Annotated in this window: 13 protein-coding genes and 1 pseudogene; 9 read left to right on the top strand and 5 right to left on the bottom strand. The window is 66.7% G+C overall.

Translation table 11 applies throughout. The annotated features are described in order from the left end of the window. The first annotated feature begins 122 nt into the window (after positions 1-122). Together trxB and FAZ98_RS10220 are read left to right on the top strand one after the other, a co-directional pair. Positions 123-1,118 carry a thioredoxin-disulfide reductase gene (gene trxB / locus FAZ98_RS10215; RefSeq protein WP_158951103.1) on the top strand — a complete coding sequence of 332 codons (996 nt, stop codon included), beginning with the start codon at positions 123-125 and terminating at the stop codon, positions 1,116-1,118. Positions 1,119-1,509: 391 nt separating this feature from the next. Continuing rightward, on the top strand, positions 1,510-2,280 hold the full coding sequence (locus FAZ98_RS10220; protein WP_158951104.1) for a Smr/MutS family protein: 771 nt from the start codon (positions 1,510-1,512) through the stop codon (positions 2,278-2,280). Between the two features lie 96 nt (positions 2,281-2,376). Here the strand turns inward: FAZ98_RS10220 and FAZ98_RS10225 are convergent, their stop codons facing one another. From FAZ98_RS10225 to FAZ98_RS10240, 4 genes are all read right to left on the bottom strand, one after another. Next, the gene (locus FAZ98_RS10225) at positions 2,377-3,495 is read right to left on the bottom strand and encodes an ABC transporter ATP-binding protein (protein ID WP_158951105.1); all 1,119 of its coding nucleotides are present in this window, start codon (positions 3,493-3,495) and stop codon (positions 2,377-2,379) included. Positions 3,496-3,535: 40 nt separating this feature from the next. Then, a complete protein-coding gene (locus tag FAZ98_RS10230) occupies positions 3,536-4,393 on the bottom strand; it encodes a carbohydrate ABC transporter permease (RefSeq protein ID WP_199272260.1) in 858 nt (285 codons plus the stop codon). Next, a complete protein-coding gene (locus FAZ98_RS10235) occupies positions 4,383-5,324 on the bottom strand; it encodes a carbohydrate ABC transporter permease (RefSeq protein ID WP_158951106.1) in 942 nt (313 codons plus the stop codon). Before FAZ98_RS10235 ends, FAZ98_RS10230 begins: the two co-directional genes overlap by 11 nt. A gap of 132 nt (positions 5,325-5,456) precedes the next feature. Then, positions 5,457-6,704, bottom strand: coding sequence for an ABC transporter substrate-binding protein (locus tag FAZ98_RS10240; protein WP_158951107.1), 1,248 nt, complete (start codon positions 6,702-6,704; stop codon positions 5,457-5,459). A gap of 598 nt (positions 6,705-7,302) precedes the next feature. Between FAZ98_RS10240 and zwf the strand changes: the two genes are divergently transcribed. From zwf to FAZ98_RS10255, 3 genes are all read left to right on the top strand, one after another. Further along, positions 7,303-8,772: a glucose-6-phosphate dehydrogenase gene (gene zwf / locus FAZ98_RS10245; protein ID WP_158951108.1), complete on the top strand. Its 1,470-nt coding sequence runs from the start codon at positions 7,303-7,305 to the stop codon at positions 8,770-8,772. Positions 8,773-8,850: 78 nt separating this feature from the next. Then, the gene (pgl, locus tag FAZ98_RS10250) at positions 8,851-9,555 is read left to right on the top strand and encodes a 6-phosphogluconolactonase (protein ID WP_158951109.1); all 705 of its coding nucleotides are present in this window, start codon (positions 8,851-8,853) and stop codon (positions 9,553-9,555) included. Continuing rightward, positions 9,533-11,452 (top strand): bifunctional transcriptional regulator/glucokinase, encoded by a 1,920-nt coding sequence (locus FAZ98_RS10255; protein WP_158951110.1) that lies wholly within the window; start codon positions 9,533-9,535, stop codon positions 11,450-11,452. Before pgl ends, FAZ98_RS10255 begins: the two co-directional genes overlap by 23 nt. Before the next feature lie 333 nt (positions 11,453-11,785). Here the strand turns inward: FAZ98_RS10255 and FAZ98_RS10260 are convergent, their stop codons facing one another. Next, positions 11,786-13,021 (bottom strand): Bcr/CflA family multidrug efflux MFS transporter, encoded by a 1,236-nt coding sequence (locus FAZ98_RS10260; RefSeq protein ID WP_158951111.1) that lies wholly within the window; start codon positions 13,019-13,021, stop codon positions 11,786-11,788. 390 nt (positions 13,022-13,411) lie between these two features. On the opposite strand from FAZ98_RS10260, the pseudogene FAZ98_RS36030 reads away from it, so the two are divergent. The 4 genes and pseudogenes from FAZ98_RS36030 to FAZ98_RS10280 form a co-directional block, all read left to right on the top strand. Continuing rightward, a pseudogene (locus FAZ98_RS36030) lies at positions 13,412-13,858 on the top strand (hypothetical protein); the annotation flags it as partial. Between the two features lie 557 nt (positions 13,859-14,415). Next, a complete protein-coding gene (gene hemL / locus FAZ98_RS10270) occupies positions 14,416-15,750 on the top strand; it encodes a glutamate-1-semialdehyde 2,1-aminomutase (RefSeq protein WP_158951112.1) in 1,335 nt (444 codons plus the stop codon). Positions 15,751-15,883: 133 nt separating this feature from the next. Then, positions 15,884-17,002, top strand: coding sequence for a bifunctional diaminohydroxyphosphoribosylaminopyrimidine deaminase/5-amino-6-(5-phosphoribosylamino)uracil reductase RibD (gene ribD / locus FAZ98_RS10275; protein WP_158951113.1), 1,119 nt, complete (start codon positions 15,884-15,886; stop codon positions 17,000-17,002). Positions 17,003-17,053: 51 nt separating this feature from the next. Beyond that, complete coding sequence (locus tag FAZ98_RS10280) at positions 17,054-17,683, top strand: riboflavin synthase (protein WP_158951114.1); 630 nt, start codon at positions 17,054-17,056, stop codon at positions 17,681-17,683. Positions 17,684-18,066 lie beyond the last annotated feature (383 nt).

Genomic DNA, 18,066 nt, shown 5'->3' on the forward strand with positions numbered 1-18,066 from the left:
GGCTGATGCCCAATTACCTCCGTGTGCCCGAGGCTTATGCCCCAAGCGCGCCCCACGGCGGCGCCGGGCGACGGAACATCGCGCCGCAACCGGCGCACGCAGTCTTTCTACGGAAATCGATCATGCCCGCTACCAAACACGCCAAAGTCCTGATTCTCGGTTCCGGCCCCGCCGGTTACACGGCGGCCGTCTACGCGGCGCGCGCGAACCTTTCGCCGCTGCTCGTCACCGGTCTGGCGCAGGGCGGCCAGCTCATGACCACCACCGACGTGGAAAACTGGCCCGCGGACCCGAATGGCGTGCAAGGCCCCGAACTCATGCAGCGTTTCCTCGAGCACGCTGAACGCTTCAACACGGAAATCGTGTTCGATCACATTCACACGGCCAAGCTCGAAGAAAAGCCCATTCGCCTGATCGGCGACTCGGGCGAGTACACCTGCGATTCGCTGATCATCGCGACCGGCGCTTCGGCGCAATACCTCGGCCTGCCGAGCGAAGAGCTGTACATGGGCCGCGGCGTGTCGGCGTGCGCCACCTGCGACGGCTTCTTCTATCGCAACCAGCACGTGGCCGTGGTGGGCGGCGGCAACACGGCCGTGGAAGAAGCGCTGTACCTCTCGGGCATCGCGAAGAAGGTCACGGTGATCCACCGCCGCGACAAGTTCCGCGCCGAGCCGATCCTCATCGACCGTCTGCTGGAAAAAGAGAAGGAAGGCGTGGTCGAGATCAAGTGGAACCACGTGCTCGACGAAGTGAAGGGCAACGAAGGCGGCGTGAACGGCCTGCGCATCAAGAGCACGGAAACGGGCACGACCACCGACATCGACCTGCAGGGCCTGTTCGTCGCGATCGGCCACAAGCCGAACACCGACATCTTCGAAGGCCAGCTGACGATGAAGAACGGCTACATCATCACGAACGGCGGCCTGAGCGGCAATGCCACGGGCACGAGCGTGCCGGGCGTGTTCGCGGCCGGCGATGTGCAGGACCACGTGTATCGCCAGGCCATCACGAGCGCGGGCACGGGCTGCATGGCCGCGCTCGACGCGCAGCGCTATCTGGAAAGCGTGCACGAACTCGGCCAGGCGCACGTGATGAGCGCCGAAGCCGACCGCTAAGCGGCGCTATCGCGCGCGTCGGGCCGTGGCGTCGCCGGACGACGGCGCTGGCCTGGAGCGCGGCGAATCGTAGTGAATCGCGGCGGTGAATCGTGGCAATGAATCGCGGCGATGAATCGCGGCGATGAGCAGCGCAAGCGGGCACGCCGCCGCGCGCGAGACGCAGAGGGCCGTGGCCAGCCAGGCCGACGGCCCTTTTGCTTTCAAACCGTGGCTTCGAACCCGCGGTTTTGAACCTGCGGCTTTGAACCTGCGGCTTGGGAGCCCGGGCTTTTGCACTTCGGCCGTCGGCCCAGGCCGCACCATCGGGACGAGACTCAGGACGAGACCCAGGACGCGACCCGCGCGCCACGCGTGCCGCCCTCACGAGAGTTTTTCAGCGCAACCTGTCATGCCCAAGAACAAGCCCCATCCGGGCGAGCCGCGCCGCGCCGCGCCCGCGCGACCTGCGCCGCCACCCACCCCCGATCCGCAGGAACTCGCGCAAGCCGCCAGCGCGCAGTCGGGGTTCGCCGGACTCGGCAGCCTGCGCGACGCGCTTAAAGTGCAGACGCGCCAACGCGAACGCGAGCGCGCGATCGAGAAAGCCGCGCGCACCGAAGCCGCTGCGGACAGCGACCTGTTTCGCCGCGAGATCGGTTCGGTCGCGCCGCTCAAGCCGCCCATGCGTGCGCTGCCGCGCCGCGAGGCGCCCGTGCCGCTGCCGCTGCAAACGCGCCTCGATGAACAGGCCGTGCTGCACGAAGCGATCTCCGACGACTTCGATCCCGAGGCGTATCTCGACACCAGCGACTCGCTGTTCTATCACCGCCCCGGCGTGAGCGCCGAAGTCGTGAAGAAGCTGCGGCGCGGCGCGTGGATCGTGCAGGCGCAGCTCGACCTGCACGGCCTGCGCCGCGAGGAAGCCCGCGAGGCGCTGCAGAACTTCATCCGCGAAGCGGGCAAGCGCGGGCTGCGCTGCGTGCGCGTGATCCACGGCAAGGGGCTGGGTTCGGTCGGCAAGGAACCCGTGCTCAAGGGCAAGGTGCGCGCGTGGCTCGTGCAGAAGGAAGAAGTGATCGCGTTTTGCGAGGCGCGTCCGCACGACGGCGGCGCGGGCGCGGTGCTCGTGTTGTTACAGCCGCACTCGCATTCCCACGCGCAGCCTCGGCAGTCGCCCTGACACCGCGCCGCGAACTCGCGGCGCCCAAAGAAAAACCCCGCCGCTGCAACCGCAGCGCGGGGTTTTTTATCGCCGCAAACGTGGAGTGCGCGACGCTTACGCGATGCGCTCTTCCGTCTTCGGGTCGAACAGCACGGCCTTCGAGACGTCGAACAGCAGGTCCATGTTGTTGAGCGGCTGCGGATTCGCGCCCGGGTGCACGCGGCTCACCACGCGCTTGCCGTTGACCTGCGCGAACACCAGCGTGTCCGGGCCGGTCGGCTCGATCACGTCGACCTTCACCGTGTGGCGCTGGAGTTCGTGGCCATGGCCGTCGTGCGAGCTGCGCGCGTCGGTGATGCGTTCCGGGCGCAGGCCCAGCACCACGTCCTGGCCGATATGGCCGCGCAGCTTGTTCGCGTCGAACGGCAGGTTCAGCACGTTGCGCGCGACGCCCGTGTCGAGTTCGATGCCCACGCCCGAGCCCTGCTCCACCAGACGGCCGTTGATGAAGTTCATCGGCGGCGCGCCGATGAAGCCCGCGACGAACAGGTTCGACGGCGAGTCGTAGATGTCCTGCGGCGCGCCGAACTGCTGCACGATGCCGTCCTTCATCACGGCGATGCGGTCGCCGAGCGTCATGGCTTCGATCTGGTCGTGCGTCACGTAGACGATGGTCTTGCCCACGCGCTGATGCAGCAGCTTGATTTCCGAACGCATCTCGATACGCAGCTTGGCGTCGAGGTTCGAGAGCGGTTCGTCGAACAGGAACATGATGGGGTCGCGGGCGAGCGCGCGGCCCATGGCGACGCGCTGGCGCTGGCCGCCCGAGAGCTGGCCCGGCTTGCGGTCGAGCAGATGCTGGATCTGCAGCATGTTCGACACGCGGTCGACGATCTGCGTCTGCTCGGCCTTCGGCACCTTGCGGATGTTCAGGCCGAACGAGATGTTCTCGCGCACCGTCATCGACGGATACAGCGCGTACGACTGGAACACCATCGCGATGTCGCGGTCCTTCGGCGAGAGGTTGTTCACCACCTTGCCGTCCATCATGATCTCGCCCTTGGTCACGGTTTCGAGACCCGCGATCATGTTGAGCAGCGTGGACTTCCCGCAGCCCGAGCCGCCGACCAGAATCAGGAACTGGCCGTCTTCGATGTCGATGTTCACGCCCTTGAGGACGGGCACCCCGTTCGGGTAGGTCTTGTAGACGTCGCGAATGGAAAGGCTTGCCATGCTATGAATCCTTTAATCGAATGCGCGTTCTGTCGCGCAGTTAGCCCTTCACCGCGCCCGCCGTGAGGCCGCGCACGAAATAGCGGCCGGCGATCACGTAGACGAGCAGCGTGGGCAGCGCGGCGATGATCGCGCCGGCCATGTCGACGTTGTATTCCTTCACGCCCGTGGACGTGTTCACGAGATTGTTCAGCGCGACCGTGATCGGCATCGAATCGACGCCCGAGAACACGATGCCGAACAGGAAGTCATTCCAGATCTGCGTGAATTGCCAGATCAGGCACACCATGAAGATGGGCAACGAGAGCGGCATCATGATCTTGCTGAAGATCGTGAAGAAGCCGGCCCCGTCGATCCGCGCGGCCTTCACGAGTTCGGCCGGCACGCTCACGTAGAAGTTGCGGAAGAACATGGTGGTGAAGGCGATACCGTAGACCACGTGCACCAGCACCAGACCGCCGATCGTGTTCGAGAGGCCGAAATAACCTTCCACGCGCGCCATCGGCAGAAGAATGGCCTGGAACGGAATGAAGCAGCCCACGAGCAGCATCGTGAACAGCGCGTCCGCGCCACGAAAGCGCCAGTGCGTGAGCACGTAGCCGTTGAACGCGCCGATGATCGACGAGATCAGCACGGCCGGGATCACCATCTTCACGGAGTTCATGAAGAACGGCTGCATGCCGTCGCAGCGCACGCCGGTACAGGCTTCGCTCCACGCCTTGATCCACGGCGCGAAGGTCGGGCTCGTGGGCAGCGTGAGCATGTTGCCCGTGTGAATCTGGTCGAGCGACTTGAACGACGTCGACAGCATCACGTAGAGCGGGAACAGGAAGTACAACGCGAACAGGATCAGCGCCGCATAGACGAACACGCGGCTCAGCTTCATCTTAGGCTGCATTGCGCGTGCTCCTCGATTCCAGATACATGAGCGGCACGAGCACGGCCACCACCGTTGCGAGCATCATCATCGACGAGGCCGCGCCGACGCCGAGCTGCCCGCGATTGAACGAAAACGTGTACATGAAGATGGCCGGCAGCGAAGACGACGTGCCCGGACCGCCCGCGGTGAGCGCCACCACGAGGTCGAACGTCTTGATCGTGATGTGGCAGAGAATGAGCAGCACCGAGAAAAACACCGGACGCATGCTCGGAATGACGATCTTGCGGTAGATCGTGGGCAGCGTCGCGCCGTCGACCTGGGCCGCCTTGAAGATTTCCGCGTCCACGCCGCGCAGGCCCGCGAGGAACAGCGCCATGCAGAAGCCCGTGGACTGCCACACCGCCGCGACCACGATACAGAAAATGGCCTTGTCCGGGTCGTTGAGCCAGTCGAGCTGGAAACTCGTCCAGCCCCACTGGTGCAGCACCTGCTGGATGCCGAGGTCGGGGTTGAAGATCCACTGCCATGCCGTGCCCGTCACGATGTACGAGAGCGCCATCGGATAGAGGAACACCGCGCGCAGCGCGCCTTCCTGGCGGATCTGCTGGTCGAGCAGGATCGCGAGCAACAGCCCGAGGACCACGCAGATCGCGATGAACGGAATGCCGAACCAGCCGAGGTTCTGCGCCGACGTCCACCAGACGTCGTTGGAGAACAGCTCGCTGTAGCGGTCGAAGCCCGCGAAGTCGTAACGCGGCATCAGTCGCGAACTGGACAGCGACAGATAGCCGGTGACGAGAATGAAGCCGTAGACGAATACGATGCTGATCAGAATGCTGGGTGAAAGCACCAGCTTCGGAATCCAGCGGTCTGCGAGCGCCGCCATCGGCGACGCGCGGCGTGGGGCAGGCGTGGCCGCCTTGCCGTTGCCGCTAAGAGAAGCAGTCACTGCGCAACTCCTGGTACGGAGCGAAACCGCGTGGGTTCCGCACGATGAGGGGGTTCGGTGGAACCGTGATGCCCGGGGCGCGCCGCGTACGGCGCGCCCCGCTTTACGACTGCATTGCTACCCGATCAAGACTTACTTCGTCTTCGCAGCCTTCGCGAGCGCTTCCACCGCGCTCTTCGAATCCTGGTTCGAGTTCATGAACTTCGTGACGACGTCGGTGATCGCGCCGGCCGTGGCGTCAGGCTGAGCCATGCCGTGAGCGAGCGACGGCACATAGCCGCCCGACTTGATCGCCGTTTGTTCGTCGGCGTACGACTGCTTGCCGCATGCGTCGAACTTGCTCATGTCCACGCCCAGACGGACCGGGATCGAGCCCTTGTACAGGCTGAACTGCTCCTGGAACGCCGGCGACATGATGGTCTTCGCGAGCGCGAGCTGACCCGGCGTGGCCGCCTTCTGGCCCTTCTGCTGGAAGAACACGAACGAGTCGACGTTGAACGTGTAGCCCTTCGCCGTGCCCGGCACCGGTGCGCAGATGTAGTCCGTGCCCGGCTGCTTGTTCGCGTTCGCGAATTCGCCCTTGGCCCAGTCGCCCATGAACTGCATGCCGGCCTTGCCGTTGATGACCATGGCCGTGGCGAGGTTCCAGTCGCGGCCCGTGCGGCCGTTATCCATGTACGACTCGATCTTGCGGACCGTGTCGAACACGCCGACCATCTGCTGCGACGTGAGGGTCTTCTGGTCGAGATCGACGATGGCCTTCTTGTAGAAGTCGGCGCCTTGCGAGAGGACCACGTCTTCCCACAGCGTCAGGTCTTGCCACGGCTGACCGCCGGCGGCGACCGGCTGGATGCCCGCGGCCTTGAGCTTGTCGGCGACCGCGAAGAATTCCGGCCACGTGGTGGGCGGCTTCGCACCGACCTTGTCGAGCGCTGCCTTGTTGATCCACACCCAGTTCACGCGGTGCACCGAGAACGGCGCGGCAACGTAGTGACCGTCGGCGTGCATGATCTTGTCGATCTGCGGCGGCAGGTTGGCCTTCCAGTCGGTCGCGGCCGAATCGATCGGTGCGAGCACGCCTTGCTCAGCCCATTCCTGGATCAGCGGACCCTTGATCTGGGCGGCCGTGGGCGCGTTGCCCGAGATCACCTGGGTCTTCAGTGCGGTCATGGCCGCCGCGCCCGCGCCACCGGCGACCGCGAAGTCCTTCCACACATAGCCCTGCTTCTGCATGTCGTCCTTGAGCACGCCGACGGCTTTCGATTCGCCGCCCGACGTCCACCAATGCAGCACTTCGAGAGACTCGGCCGCTTGCGCCGTGGCGACGCTGCCCAACAGACCTGCGGCGCACAGGGCGCCCATGATCGCGCGGAATTTCATTGCTTATCTCCTCCAGACACCTGAACAAAAAACGGTTGGCCCCTGAGCCGCCAGGGAGCGGTGGTTGGTCAAACAGGCTAAAACAGGCAAAACACTGGACGGTCGGGCGCCGGAGTGCCGCGCGCGTACTTGTCGTTCGATGCGCGCGGGCCGCGTGCCGGTGTCCGGCCGCAGGACGCTCAAGAGATGAGTGGTTCGGAATGCAACTTGACTGTCTCCTCTTTTGATTTTCACCGGCTGTCTGAGCCGGCCGAGGTGCCGCTTGCGTCATGCGACCCGAAGCCCCAAACCTCGCGGCAAGCGGCGATTCGGGCTGCTGGCTCGCTGGTCGAGCGCGGCAAGGTCCCGCAACGTTCTCCGTTACCATGAGTGGGCATTCCGTCCGCTCGCGAAACCGCGCAAGACCGCCGTAGCACCTGCGTCTCACGCTTTTTACATCGAATGAACGTTACCTCTTGATTTGGATTGTAGTTAAACTACAATTCAGTGTCAAAAAAAATTTTATCGGACTACGGCCGCCCGAACCGCCCTTCCGTCATCATCGGAAATGACGCTTGACGAAGCTTGCCGCGGCCACCCAGGACTGTGACGGAGACTCATGCAAAACCAGACCGATTCAGGTTTCACGTTCGTGCTCTTCGGCGCCACCGGCGACCTGTCGATGCGCAAGATTCTCCCGGCCCTGTATGAAGCGCACCGCTCGAACATGCTCGCGCCGGCCGGGAAGATCGTGGGCGTCGCGCGCCACGAAGAGGACCGTGCGGCCTATATCCAGTGGGTGGACGAGCACGTCAAGCCGCATGTCACGAAAAACGGCGGGTTCGACGAGGCCGCCTGGGCGAGCTTTCTCGAACGCATCGTCTATGTGAAGCTCGATCTCTCGCGCGCCGAAGATTTCACGCACCTGCGCGACGGCATCGCCGAGCTGCCCGGGATTCGCGTGTTCTATCTGGCCACGGGTCCCTCGCTGTTCGTGCCGATCTGCCGCGCGCTCGCCACGGTGGGCCTGAACCAGAATTCGCGCGTCGTGCTCGAAAAGCCGCTCGGCTACGACCTCAAGTCGTCGAACGCGATCAACGACGCCGTGGGCGAGATCTTCGCCGAAGAGCAGATCTACCGCATCGACCATTACCTCGGTAAAGAACCGGTGCAGAACCTGCTCGCGCTGCGCTTCGGCAATGCGCTGTTCGAACCGCTGTGGCGCCGCGAATGGGTGGAGAGCATCCAGATCACCATCGCCGAGGAACTGGGCGTGGAAGCGCGCGGCGACTTTTATGACAACACCGGCGCATTGCGCGACATGGTGCAAAATCACCTGTTGCAGTTGCTGTCGATCGTCGCCATGGAGCCGCCGCATTCGATGGACTCCGACTCGGTGCGCGACGAGAAGCTGCGCGTGCTGCGCGCGCTCAAGCCCATCGAGCCGCTCGACATCAACAAGGTCGCGGTGCGCGGCCAGTATCACGCGGGCGTGATCCGCGGCCAGGCGGTGCCCGCCTACGCCACGGAGCACGGCGTGAAGCCGGACAGCCGCACGGAAACCTTTGTCGCGCTCAAGGTCGAGATCGAGAACTGGCGCTGGGCGGGCGTGCCCTTTTTCCTGCGCACCGGCAAGCGTCTCGCCGACCGCGTGGCCGAGATCGTCGTGAACTTCCGCCCGGTGCCGCATTCGGCGCTCGGCGCGCCGGCATTGCGCGCGGGCGCGAACCGGCTCGTGATCCGCCTGCAGCCGAACGAGAACATCCGCCTCTACTGCCTCGCGAAGCAGCCCGGCGAAGGCATGAACCTCGCGAGCGTGCATCTCGATCTCGCGTTCGACCAGTTCTTCCGCGAAGGCCAGATGGAGGCGTATCAGCGCTTGTTGCTCGACGTGATCAACGGCCGCCTCGCCCTCTTCGTGCGCCGCGACGAACAGGAAGCGGCGTGGAAGTGGGTCGAGCCCATCCTGAACGAATGGGCCGCCGCACCGCGTCCGCCCAAGCCGTACGCGGCGGGCACGTGGGGACCGGCGGCGGCGAGCGCGATGCTCGCGCAGCACGGCACCTGCTGGCTCGAGGAAGAGAACTGAACGCAGTGCCTGACCGTGGACGTGCCTGACCGTGACGACCCACACCGCAGGTTGACAAAAAAGCAGCATGGAGGAGAAGTGATCGAGCTTCACGTATTCGACGACCCGCGCGTCCAATCCGACGCGCTGGCGCGAGCCGTGGGCGACGCGCTACATGCGTCGCTCGCGGCTCAGACAGCGGCGCCCGGCGGCGCGGTGAACCGCGCCACGCTCGCCGTCTCGGGCGGCACGAGCCCGCGGCCGTTTCTCGAAGGCTTGTCGACGCATCGTTTCGAGTGGGCGCATATCGACGTCACGCTCGTCGACGACCGCTGGGTGCCCGAAAGCGACAGCGCGAGCAACGCGCGCCTCGTGCGCGAGACGCTGCTCCGGCACGAAGCCGCGCAGGCGCGTTTCCTGCCGCTCGTCGACGTGACGCAGGAACTCGACGCCCACGTGGCCGCGCTCAACGCCGACGCCACGCGCCTGCTGCCGAACGTGGCCGTGCTGGGCATGGGCGAGGACGGCCACACCGCCTCGATCTTCGCCGACGCGCCCGAATGGCAGGAAGCCATCACCACGGCGCGCCCGTTCGTGGCCGTGCATCCGCAGGCCGCGCCGCACGCGCGCGTCTCGTGGTCGATGCAGGCGCTGCGCCAGGTCGACCGCCTCTTTCTGCTGATCGCGGGACAACGCAAGCTCGAAGTGCTGCAACAGGCCGCTGCGGCCGAACAAAACAACGCCATTTCCAGACTGGCGAACGACAAGGGAGTGAGACTCGATGTCTACTGGTGTGCCAACTAAAACTGCCCCCACCGCGGGCCAGCACGCCGACGGACCGAGGCTGCTCGCCGATATCGGCGGAACCAACGCGCGCTTCGCGCTGGAGACGGCGCCCGGCGAGATCGGCCAGGTGCGCGTGTATCCGTGTGCGCAGTATCCGGGCGTCGCGGAAGTCATCCAGCAGTATCTGAAAGACACGAAGATCGGCCGCGTCAATCACGCGGCCATCGCCATCGCGAACCCGGTCGACGGCGACCAGGTGCGCATGACCAATCACGACTGGACCTTCTCGATCGAAGCCACGCGCCGCGCGCTCGGCTTCGACACGCTGCTGGTCGTGAACGACTTCACCGCGCTCGCCATGGCGCTGCCCGGCCTGACCGACTCGCAGCGCGTGCAGGTGGGCGGCGGCCAGCGCCGCCAGAACAGCGTGATCGGCCTGCTCGGGCCGGGCACGGGTCTGGGCGTCTCGGGCCTGATTCCCGCCGACGACCGCTGGATCGCGCTCGGCAGCGAAGGCGGCCACGCCAGCTTTTCGCCCCAGGACGAACGCGAAGACCTCGTGCTCCAGCTCGCGCGCACGAAGTGGCCGCACGTGTCGTTCGAGCGCGTTTGCGCGGGTCCCGGCATCGAGCTGATCTATCGCGCGCTCGCGGGCCGCGACAAGAAGAAGCTGGCCGCCGAGCCCATCGATCCGGCCGACATCGTCAAGCTCGCGCACGACGGCGACGCGCTCGCGCTCGAAACCGTCGAATGCTTCTGCGGCATTCTCGGCAGCTTCGCGGGCAACATCGCCATGACGCTCGGCTCGCTCGGCGGCATCTACGTGGGCGGCGGCGTCGTGCCGCGCCTCGGCGAGCTGTTCACGCGCTCGTCGTTCCGCCAGCGCTTCGAGGCGAAGGGCCGCTTCGACGCCTATCTCGCCAACGTGCCCACCTACGTGATCACGGCGGAATATCCGGCGTTCCTCGGCGTTTCGGCGATTCTCGCGGAGCAGCTGTCCAATCGCGCGGGCGGCGGGTCTTCCGCCGTGTTCGAGCGCATTCGCCAGATGCGCGACGCGCTCACGCCCGCCGAGCGCCGCGTGGCCGATCTCGCGCTGAATCACCCGCGTTCGATCATCAACGATCCGATCGTCGACATCGCACGCAAGGCCGACGTGAGCCAGCCCACGGTCATCCGCTTCTGCCGCTCGCTCGGCTGCCAGGGTCTCTCGGACTTCAAGCTCAAGCTCGCCACGGGTTTGACGGGCACGATTCCGGTGAGCCACAGCCAGGTGCATCTCGGCGATACGGCCACGGACTTCGGCGCGAAGGTGCTCGACAACACCGTCTCGGCCATCTTGCAGCTGCGCGAGCATCTGAACTTCGAGCACGTGGAGCAGGCCATCACGCTGCTCAACGGCGCGCGCCGCATCGAGTTCTACGGGCTCGGCAACTCGCATATCGTCGCGCAGGACGCGCACTACAAGTTCTTCCGCTTCGGCATTCCGACCATCGCGTATGGCGACCTGTACATGCAGGCGGCTTCCGCCGCGCTGCTCGGCAAGGGCGACGTGATCGTGGCCGTGTCGAAGTCGGGCCGCGCGCCGGAACTGCTGCGCGTGCTCGACGTGGCGATGCAGGCGGGCGCGAAGGTGATCGCCATCACTTCGAGCAACACGCCGCTCGCCAAGCGCGCGACGGTGGCGCTCGAAACGGATCACATCGAAATGCGCGAGTCGCAGCTCTCGATGATCTCGCGCATTCTGCATCTGCTGATGATCGACATCCTCGCGGTGGGTGTTGCGATTCGCCGCGCCTCGCCGGACGCCAACGTGAACAACGCCGTCGAAAAAGCGCGCGAGCACGCGGACGACGACGCCTCGGCGGTACTCGACTGGCTGAGCCACGGCGCGTCGCCTTCGGCGCGCGAGTGAGTTCGAGCCTGCGCTTGATCTTGCGCGTGAGCGTCCGCTCGCGGATTCACGCCGCACCATGAAAAACGGGACGTCCAGTGGGCGTCCCGTTTTGTTTTGCTCCGCAAGCGCATTGCATGTCGCGCGTTGCATGTCGTGCATCGCATGTCGTGCATCGCATGTCGTGCATCGCATGTCGTGCATCGCATGTCGTGCATTGAATGCCGCGCATCGCATGCCGCGCATCGCATGCCGCATCGTTCGCCCATCGCGCGTAGGCAACGCACCCATCAACCGGCACACATCGTCGCGAAAATACGGCGCCGTTAGTTGCGATAGAGCCTCAAGGCAACCTCACTGCGCCGACGACACCGCCGCCGCGCCCGGCGCGGGCCGTCCATGCCATTTCACGACAATGCGGCGCCCGGCCCATGTCATCAGCCCGCATGCGCCGATCGTGCAGCCCATGCCGAACGGCGAAACGCCCGGAAACCAGCCGACCACCGCGCTCGCGAACGCGCCCAGGCCGAGCTGCGCGGCGCCGAACACCGCCGCCGCCGCGCCCGCGTTCTTCGGGTAGCGATACATCAGGTCCGTCGCGCAGTTCGCGCCAAGCAGGCCCACCACGCTCACCACGAAGAACAGCCCGGCCACGATCGACCACAGGCCGCCCCACCCCGTGATGCACACGAGCGCCACGAACAACGACGCGACGATGCTCACGCTCGACGCCATCGACACCATGCGCAGCGTGCCGAACTGGCCGATGAAGCGCGTGTTGAGGAAGTTGCCGAGCATGATGCCGAACACGTTCATGCCGAAGAAGAACCCATAGTGCTGCGGCGAGACGTGGAAGTACTCGATGTAGACGAAGGGCGTCGCGGAGATGTAGGTGAACATCGAGGCGAACGCCATGCCGCCGCAGAGCATGTGCCCCCAGACGAGTGGGTCGCGCAGCAGCCGGCCATAGGCCGCGAACGAACGCAGCACGGCCGCGCTCTCGCGCTTCTCGGCGGGCCAGGTTTCGGGCACGCGCCAGTACGCGGCGACGCCGCACGCGAGGCCGAACAGCGTGAGCGCGACGAACACCACGCGCCAGCCGCCGATCAGCAGCAACTGGCCGCCGATGAGCGGCGCGAGCAGCGGCCCGATCGAGGTGACGATCGCGACCATCGACAGAACCTTGGCGGCGTCGGACGGCTCGTGGGCGTCGCGCGCGATGGCCCGCGCGAGCACCGAGGCCGCGCCCGCGCCGAGCGCCTGCAGGAAGCGCACGATGGCGAGTTCGCCCGCCGAAAACGACAGCCAGCACGCGATGCTCGCGACCGTGAAGAGCGCGATGCCGCCGAGCAGCACGGGGCGGCGGCCGTAAGCGTCGGAGACGGGGCCGTAGAGCAGCATGCCGATCGAGAAGCCGGCCATGAAACTGGTGAGCGTCGCGGCGGCCGCCGAGGCGCTGACGCCGAACGACTGCGCGATGGCGGGCAGGCTCGGCAGGTACATGTCGGTGGCGAGCGGGCCGCAGGCGGCCAGCGCACCGAGCAATACGATCAGCCGGCCATCGGGCCGGCGGCGCGGAGAATGGGACATGGTGTGAGTGACGGCGAGGCGCGGCTGGCGCGCCCCGGAATGCGATTCGACGTTCGATTCGGGTTGCCGGACCGGTCGCGCGGGACGGCCCGCGTACGCGGGGCCATCGACGCTCGAACGGCGGCAACGGTGCCGTCGCATTGTAACCGACGCTTACTACACGCCTTCATTGCGGCCCGCGCTGCCAGCGGCAACGCGGTGCGCGCCTCCTCGCCCGTTGCCCGTTGCCCGTTGCCCGTTGCCCGTTGCCCGTTGCGCGTTGCCCGTTGCCCGTTGCCCGTTGCACGTTGCCCGTTGCACGGCGCGCGGCGCCCGTCGCCACGGGCACGCGCCTTTGCGCTAAGCTCCGCGCCTGGCGCCGCCGGCGCTTTCCCGTGACGACGTGACGACATGACCGCCTTCCTGCTGATCTGGAGCCCCAAGAAATGGCCGTGGCCCGAGCTGCCCGACTTCGCGCGCCGCGTGCGCGCGGGCGAGGCCGTCGCCGACACCTGGGGCTGCGGCTTTGCGCGCGGCATCCTGCCCGGCGACCGGGTGTTCCTGCATCGCGTGGCCGCCGAACCGCGCGGGCTGTTCGGCTCCGGCTACGTCACGCGCGCGCCCTACGAAGTGCCGGACGCCGCCTATAAACGTGGCTACCGCCTGTGCATCGACTTCGTGTACGACTGGCTCGCCGATGCCGGCGAGGACGTGGTGATCGCGCGCGACGCGCTGCGCGCGCATCCGTGGTCCGTGCAGACATGGGACGCGCAGAGTTCGGGCACCGTCATCAAGCCCGTGGTGGAGGGGCCGCTCGAAAAGCGCTGGGCCGAGCTGACCGGCAAACGGCCGATGCCTCTCGCCGCCGTCGTGGCGCTCACGGCGTGGCACGACGCGCAGCGCGCGAAGGCGGCGCAAGCGCCGCTATCGGATAAGGCGGACGAAACGGCCCACGGCGCGCGATCGGCATCGACGAAACCGGGCGGCGGCAAACCCGCGCGCAAGCGGACGAACGCCGCCGGCGCCTCGACGAAACCGCGCGACACGGCGCCGCAGCCCGCCGCCCCCAGGCGCCCGCGCACGCGCGCGGCGCGCTGAACCGGCGCGGAACCGGCATCGCGACCGACGGCGGCCCCACGCCGCTGCGACCCGCCCGGCACACCATGCTCGCCGGAACCCGCCGGGCGCGAAGCGGCGCGGGCGCGTGCGCCCGGCCGCCGGAGCGCCCGGCCCGATCGGCGCGTCTTAGGTACAATTTCGGCAGAACCGACTGATCGCTCGCCCCATCGCCGGCGCCTCGCGGCGCCGCATGGGGTCGCCCTTCGGCCGTCGCCCGCAGCGCGCTGCCCGCGTACTTCGCAGGCAAGCCGTGCCGCGCAGCCACGCGCCCCAATACTCTCGCAGGTCCAGCACTCATGTCCGACACCACTACTTCGCAAGCCACCACGACGTCGCGCAACGCCGCCCTCTTCGAACGCGCCCAGCGCACGATTCCCGGCGGTGTGAACTCGCCGGTGCGCGCGTTCCGCTCGGTCGGCGGCACGCCGCGCTTCATCGAGCGCGCGCAAGGCCCGTATTTCTGGGACGCCGAAGGCAAGCGCTACATCGACTACATCGGCTCGTGGGGCCCGATGATCGTCGGCCACGTGCATCCCGACGTGCTCGAAGCCGTGCAGCGCGTGCTCGCCAACGGCTTCTCGTTTGGCGCGCCCACCGAGGCCGAGATCGAGATCGCCGAGGAAATCTGCAAGATCGTGCCGTCGATGGAACAGGTGCGCATGGTCTCGAGCGGCACCGAGGCGACCATGAGCGCGCTGCGTCTCGCGCGCGGTTTCACGAAGCGCGACCGCATCGTCAAGTTCGAAGGCTGCTACCACGGTCACGCCGACAGCCTGCTCGTGAAGGCCGGTTCGGGCCTGCTCACGTTCGGCAACCCGACCTCGGCGGGCGTGCCCGTCGACGTCGCGAAGCACACCACGGTGCTCGAGTACAACAACGTCGCCGCGCTCGAAGAAGCGTTCAAGGCGTTCGGCGACGAGATCGCGGCCGTGATCGTCGAGCCCGTCGCGGGCAACATGAATCTCGTGAAGGCCACGCCCGAATTCATCGGCGCGCTGCGCAGCCTCACGGCGAAGCACGGCAGCGTGCTGATTTTCGACGAAGTGATGTGCGGTTTCCGCGTGGGTCTGCGCGGCGCGCAGGCGCTCTACGGCGTCGAGGCCGACCTCGTGTGTCTCGGCAAGGTGATCGGCGGCGGCATGCCCGCGGCGGCGTTCGGCGGCCGGCGCGAGATCATGGACCACCTCGCGCCCAACGGCACCGTGTATCAGGCGGGCACGCTTTCGGGCAACCCGATCGCCGTCGCGGCCGGTCTCAAGACGCTGCAACTGATCCAGGCGCCGGGCTTTTACGAGCAGCTCACGCTCAAGACCGAGCGCCTCGTGAAGGGCATGACGGCCGCCGCGCGCGAAGCGAAGGTGCCGTTCGCCGCCGACTCCGTGGGCGGCATGTTCGGCCTCTACTTCGCCGACAACGTGCCGGGCAGCTTCGCCGAAGTCACGAAGAGCGACGTCGCGCGCTTCAACCGCTTCTTCCACGCGATGCTCGACGCGGGCGTGTACTTCGCGCCTTCGGCGTACGAAGCGGGCTTCGTGTCGAGCGTGCACAGCGACGCCCTGCTCGACGAAACGATCGAAGCCGCGCGCCGCGCCTTCGCCGCCGAAGCCGCGGCCGAAAACGTCAAGCAATAAACCGCCCGCGCGCTTCGCGCCTTCGTGAAGAAGGCCGGGCGCGCCTCGTCATCGCTCGCGAGCGCCGTGGTCCGCTCGCGCGTTGCGCCAACCGCGCATCACCGTTAGTTGCCGCCCGAGAGAAAGCACGCCGATGTTCTCGCAATCCGATTTCGTCCATATGGAACGCGCGCTCGCCCTCGCGGTGCGCGGCCTTTACACGACCGATCCGAACCCGCGCGTGGGCTGCGTGCTCGTGAAGGACGGCGTGGTGATCGGCGAAGGTTTCACGCAGCCCGCCGGTTTCGACCACGCCGAAATCCAGGCGATGAAGGACGCCCGCGCGCGCGGCAACGACCTGCGCGGCGCGACCGCTTACGTGACGCTCGAACCGTGCAGCCACTTCGGCCGCACGCCGCCCTGCGCGAACGCGCTGATCGAGGCGAAGGTCGGGCGCGTGATCGCCGCGATGGAAGATCCGAATCCGCAGGTCTCGGGCCGCGGTCTCGCGATGTTGCGCGACGCCGGGATCGACGTGCGTTGCGGCCTGCTCGCCAACGAGGCGCGCGAGCTGAACATCGGCTTCGTCTCGCGCATGACGCGCAAGCGCCCGTGGGTGCGCGTGAAAGTGGCCGCGACGCTCGACGGCCGCACCGGCCTGCCTTCGGGCGAAAGCCAGTGGATCACGGGCGAAGCCGCGCGCGCCGACGGTCACGCGTGGCGCGCGCGCGCCTCGGCGATCCTGACCGGCATCGGCACGGTGAAGGAAGACGATCCGCGCATGACCGTGCGCGCGATCGACACGCCGCGCCAGCCCAAACGCGTGCTGATCGACAGCCGCCTCGACGCCTCGCCGCTCTCGCAGATTTTCGTGGGCGCGCCCACGCTCGTGTTCTGCTCGGTGCTCGACGCGAGCAACGAGGAACGCGCCGAGCAACTGCGCGCGCGCGGCGCGGAAATCGTCGCGCTCGGCAATGCGCACGGCAAGGTCGACCTGCCCGCCATGCTCGCCGAGCTGGCTGCGCGCGGCGTGAACGAATTGCACGTGGAAGCGGGCTACAAGCTCAACGGCTCGCTCATGCGCGAAGGCTGCGTGGACGAACTGCTGCTCTACATGGCGCCGGCGCTGCTCGGCACGAACTCGCTCGGCATGATCGACATCGCCGCGCCCGACAAGCTCGACTGGCGCACGCGGCTCGCTTTCCATGCCGTCGACCGCATTGGCGGCGACCTGCGCATCCTGGCGCGCGTCGTCGCGGCGCAGGACGACTGAAGCCGTTTTTATCGACCGTTTTTATCGATCTCGAATACAAGGAACCACACGATGTTTACCGGAATCGTCGCGGCAGTGGGCCGCATCGAATCGATCACGCCGCTCGGCGCCGACGACAACGCGGGCGTGCGTCTCACCGTGAGCGCGGGCACGCTCGGTCTCGACGACGTGCAGCTCGGCGACAGCATTGCCATTCAGGGCGCGTGCATGACCGCCATCGCCAAGACCGCCACGACCTTTGACGTCGACGTATCGCGCGAAAGCCTCAACCGCACGGTCGGCCTCACGCAAACGGGCGAAGTGAATCTCGAAAAAGCGCTGCGCGCGAACGACCGGCTGGGCGGCCATATCGTCTCGGGTCACGTGGACGGCCTCGGCACGGTCACGCGCTTCGCGCCCGTGGGCGAATCGCACGAACTGCGCATCCTCGCGCCCGCCGAAATCGGCCGCTATCTCGCCTACAAGGGCTCGATCACGGTGAACGGCGTGAGCCTGACAGTGAACACCGTGGACGATCGCGCCGAAGGCTGCGAGTTCTCGATCAACCTGATCCCGCACACGGTGGAAGTGACCACGCTCAAGCATCTGCAAGCGGGCAGCAAGGTCAATCTGGAGATCGACCTGATCGCGCGGTATGTGGAGCGCATGCTCAGCGCCGACAAACTCGTCGACAAGGACTGAAAACGCTGCGCGAGAACAAGCTGGGTGCGAGCACGCGCGCCCGGCCGCTGATAATATCGAAGTTCTTTCTTCGCGCGCGGCCATTACGGCGCGCCGCTCGCACCCACGCTCCAATTCGCCCGAACCGCACGAGGAGGCAGGTATGGCAATGATCGACACGACCGCTGCCGCCCTGCCGCGAGTTCGGGCAACGCTCCCACTCCCCGCACTGCCGTAGCGTTCGCGCAGTCGCTGAATGAGTCGTTGAATTCAGCGTTGACTCAAGCGCGGCACGTTGGCTCGAGCCGCCGCGCTGCGTTTCCAATCGGTTCAGTTTGTGCCGTCCGGCCCGTGGGGTTCGGGCGCGCGAATCCCGTGTTTCGATTTATCGCCAAGTAGCGCCT

Origin of the sequence: Paraburkholderia acidisoli, from assembly GCF_009789675.1 — a bacterium.
GTDB classification, from domain to species: Bacteria; Pseudomonadota; Gammaproteobacteria; order Burkholderiales; family Burkholderiaceae; genus Paraburkholderia; species Paraburkholderia acidisoli.

Excerpts from the sequence above, each read along its gene's own strand:
- zwf (WP_158951108.1), top strand. The coding sequence starts at position 7,303 with ATGCAAAACCAGACCGATTCAGGTTTCACGTTCGTGCTCTTCGGCGCC.
- FAZ98_RS10255 (WP_158951110.1), top strand. The coding sequence starts at position 9,533 with ATGTCTACTGGTGTGCCAACTAAAACTGCCCCCACCGCGGGCCAGCAC.
- trxB (WP_158951103.1), top strand. The coding sequence starts at position 123 with ATGCCCGCTACCAAACACGCCAAAGTCCTGATTCTCGGTTCCGGCCCC.
- FAZ98_RS10230 (WP_199272260.1), bottom strand. The coding sequence starts at position 4,393 with ATGCAGCCTAAGATGAAGCTGAGCCGCGTGTTCGTCTATGCGGCGCTG.
- FAZ98_RS10280 (WP_158951114.1), top strand. The coding sequence starts at position 17,054 with ATGTTTACCGGAATCGTCGCGGCAGTGGGCCGCATCGAATCGATCACG.
- FAZ98_RS10225 (WP_158951105.1), bottom strand. The coding sequence starts at position 3,495 with ATGGCAAGCCTTTCCATTCGCGACGTCTACAAGACCTACCCGAACGGG.
- ribD (WP_158951113.1), top strand. The coding sequence starts at position 15,884 with ATGTTCTCGCAATCCGATTTCGTCCATATGGAACGCGCGCTCGCCCTC.
- hemL (WP_158951112.1), top strand. The coding sequence starts at position 14,416 with ATGTCCGACACCACTACTTCGCAAGCCACCACGACGTCGCGCAACGCC.
- FAZ98_RS10260 (WP_158951111.1), bottom strand. The coding sequence starts at position 13,021 with ATGTCCCATTCTCCGCGCCGCCGGCCCGATGGCCGGCTGATCGTATTG.
- FAZ98_RS10220 (WP_158951104.1), top strand. The coding sequence starts at position 1,510 with ATGCCCAAGAACAAGCCCCATCCGGGCGAGCCGCGCCGCGCCGCGCCC.
- FAZ98_RS10240 (WP_158951107.1), bottom strand. The coding sequence starts at position 6,704 with ATGAAATTCCGCGCGATCATGGGCGCCCTGTGCGCCGCAGGTCTGTTG.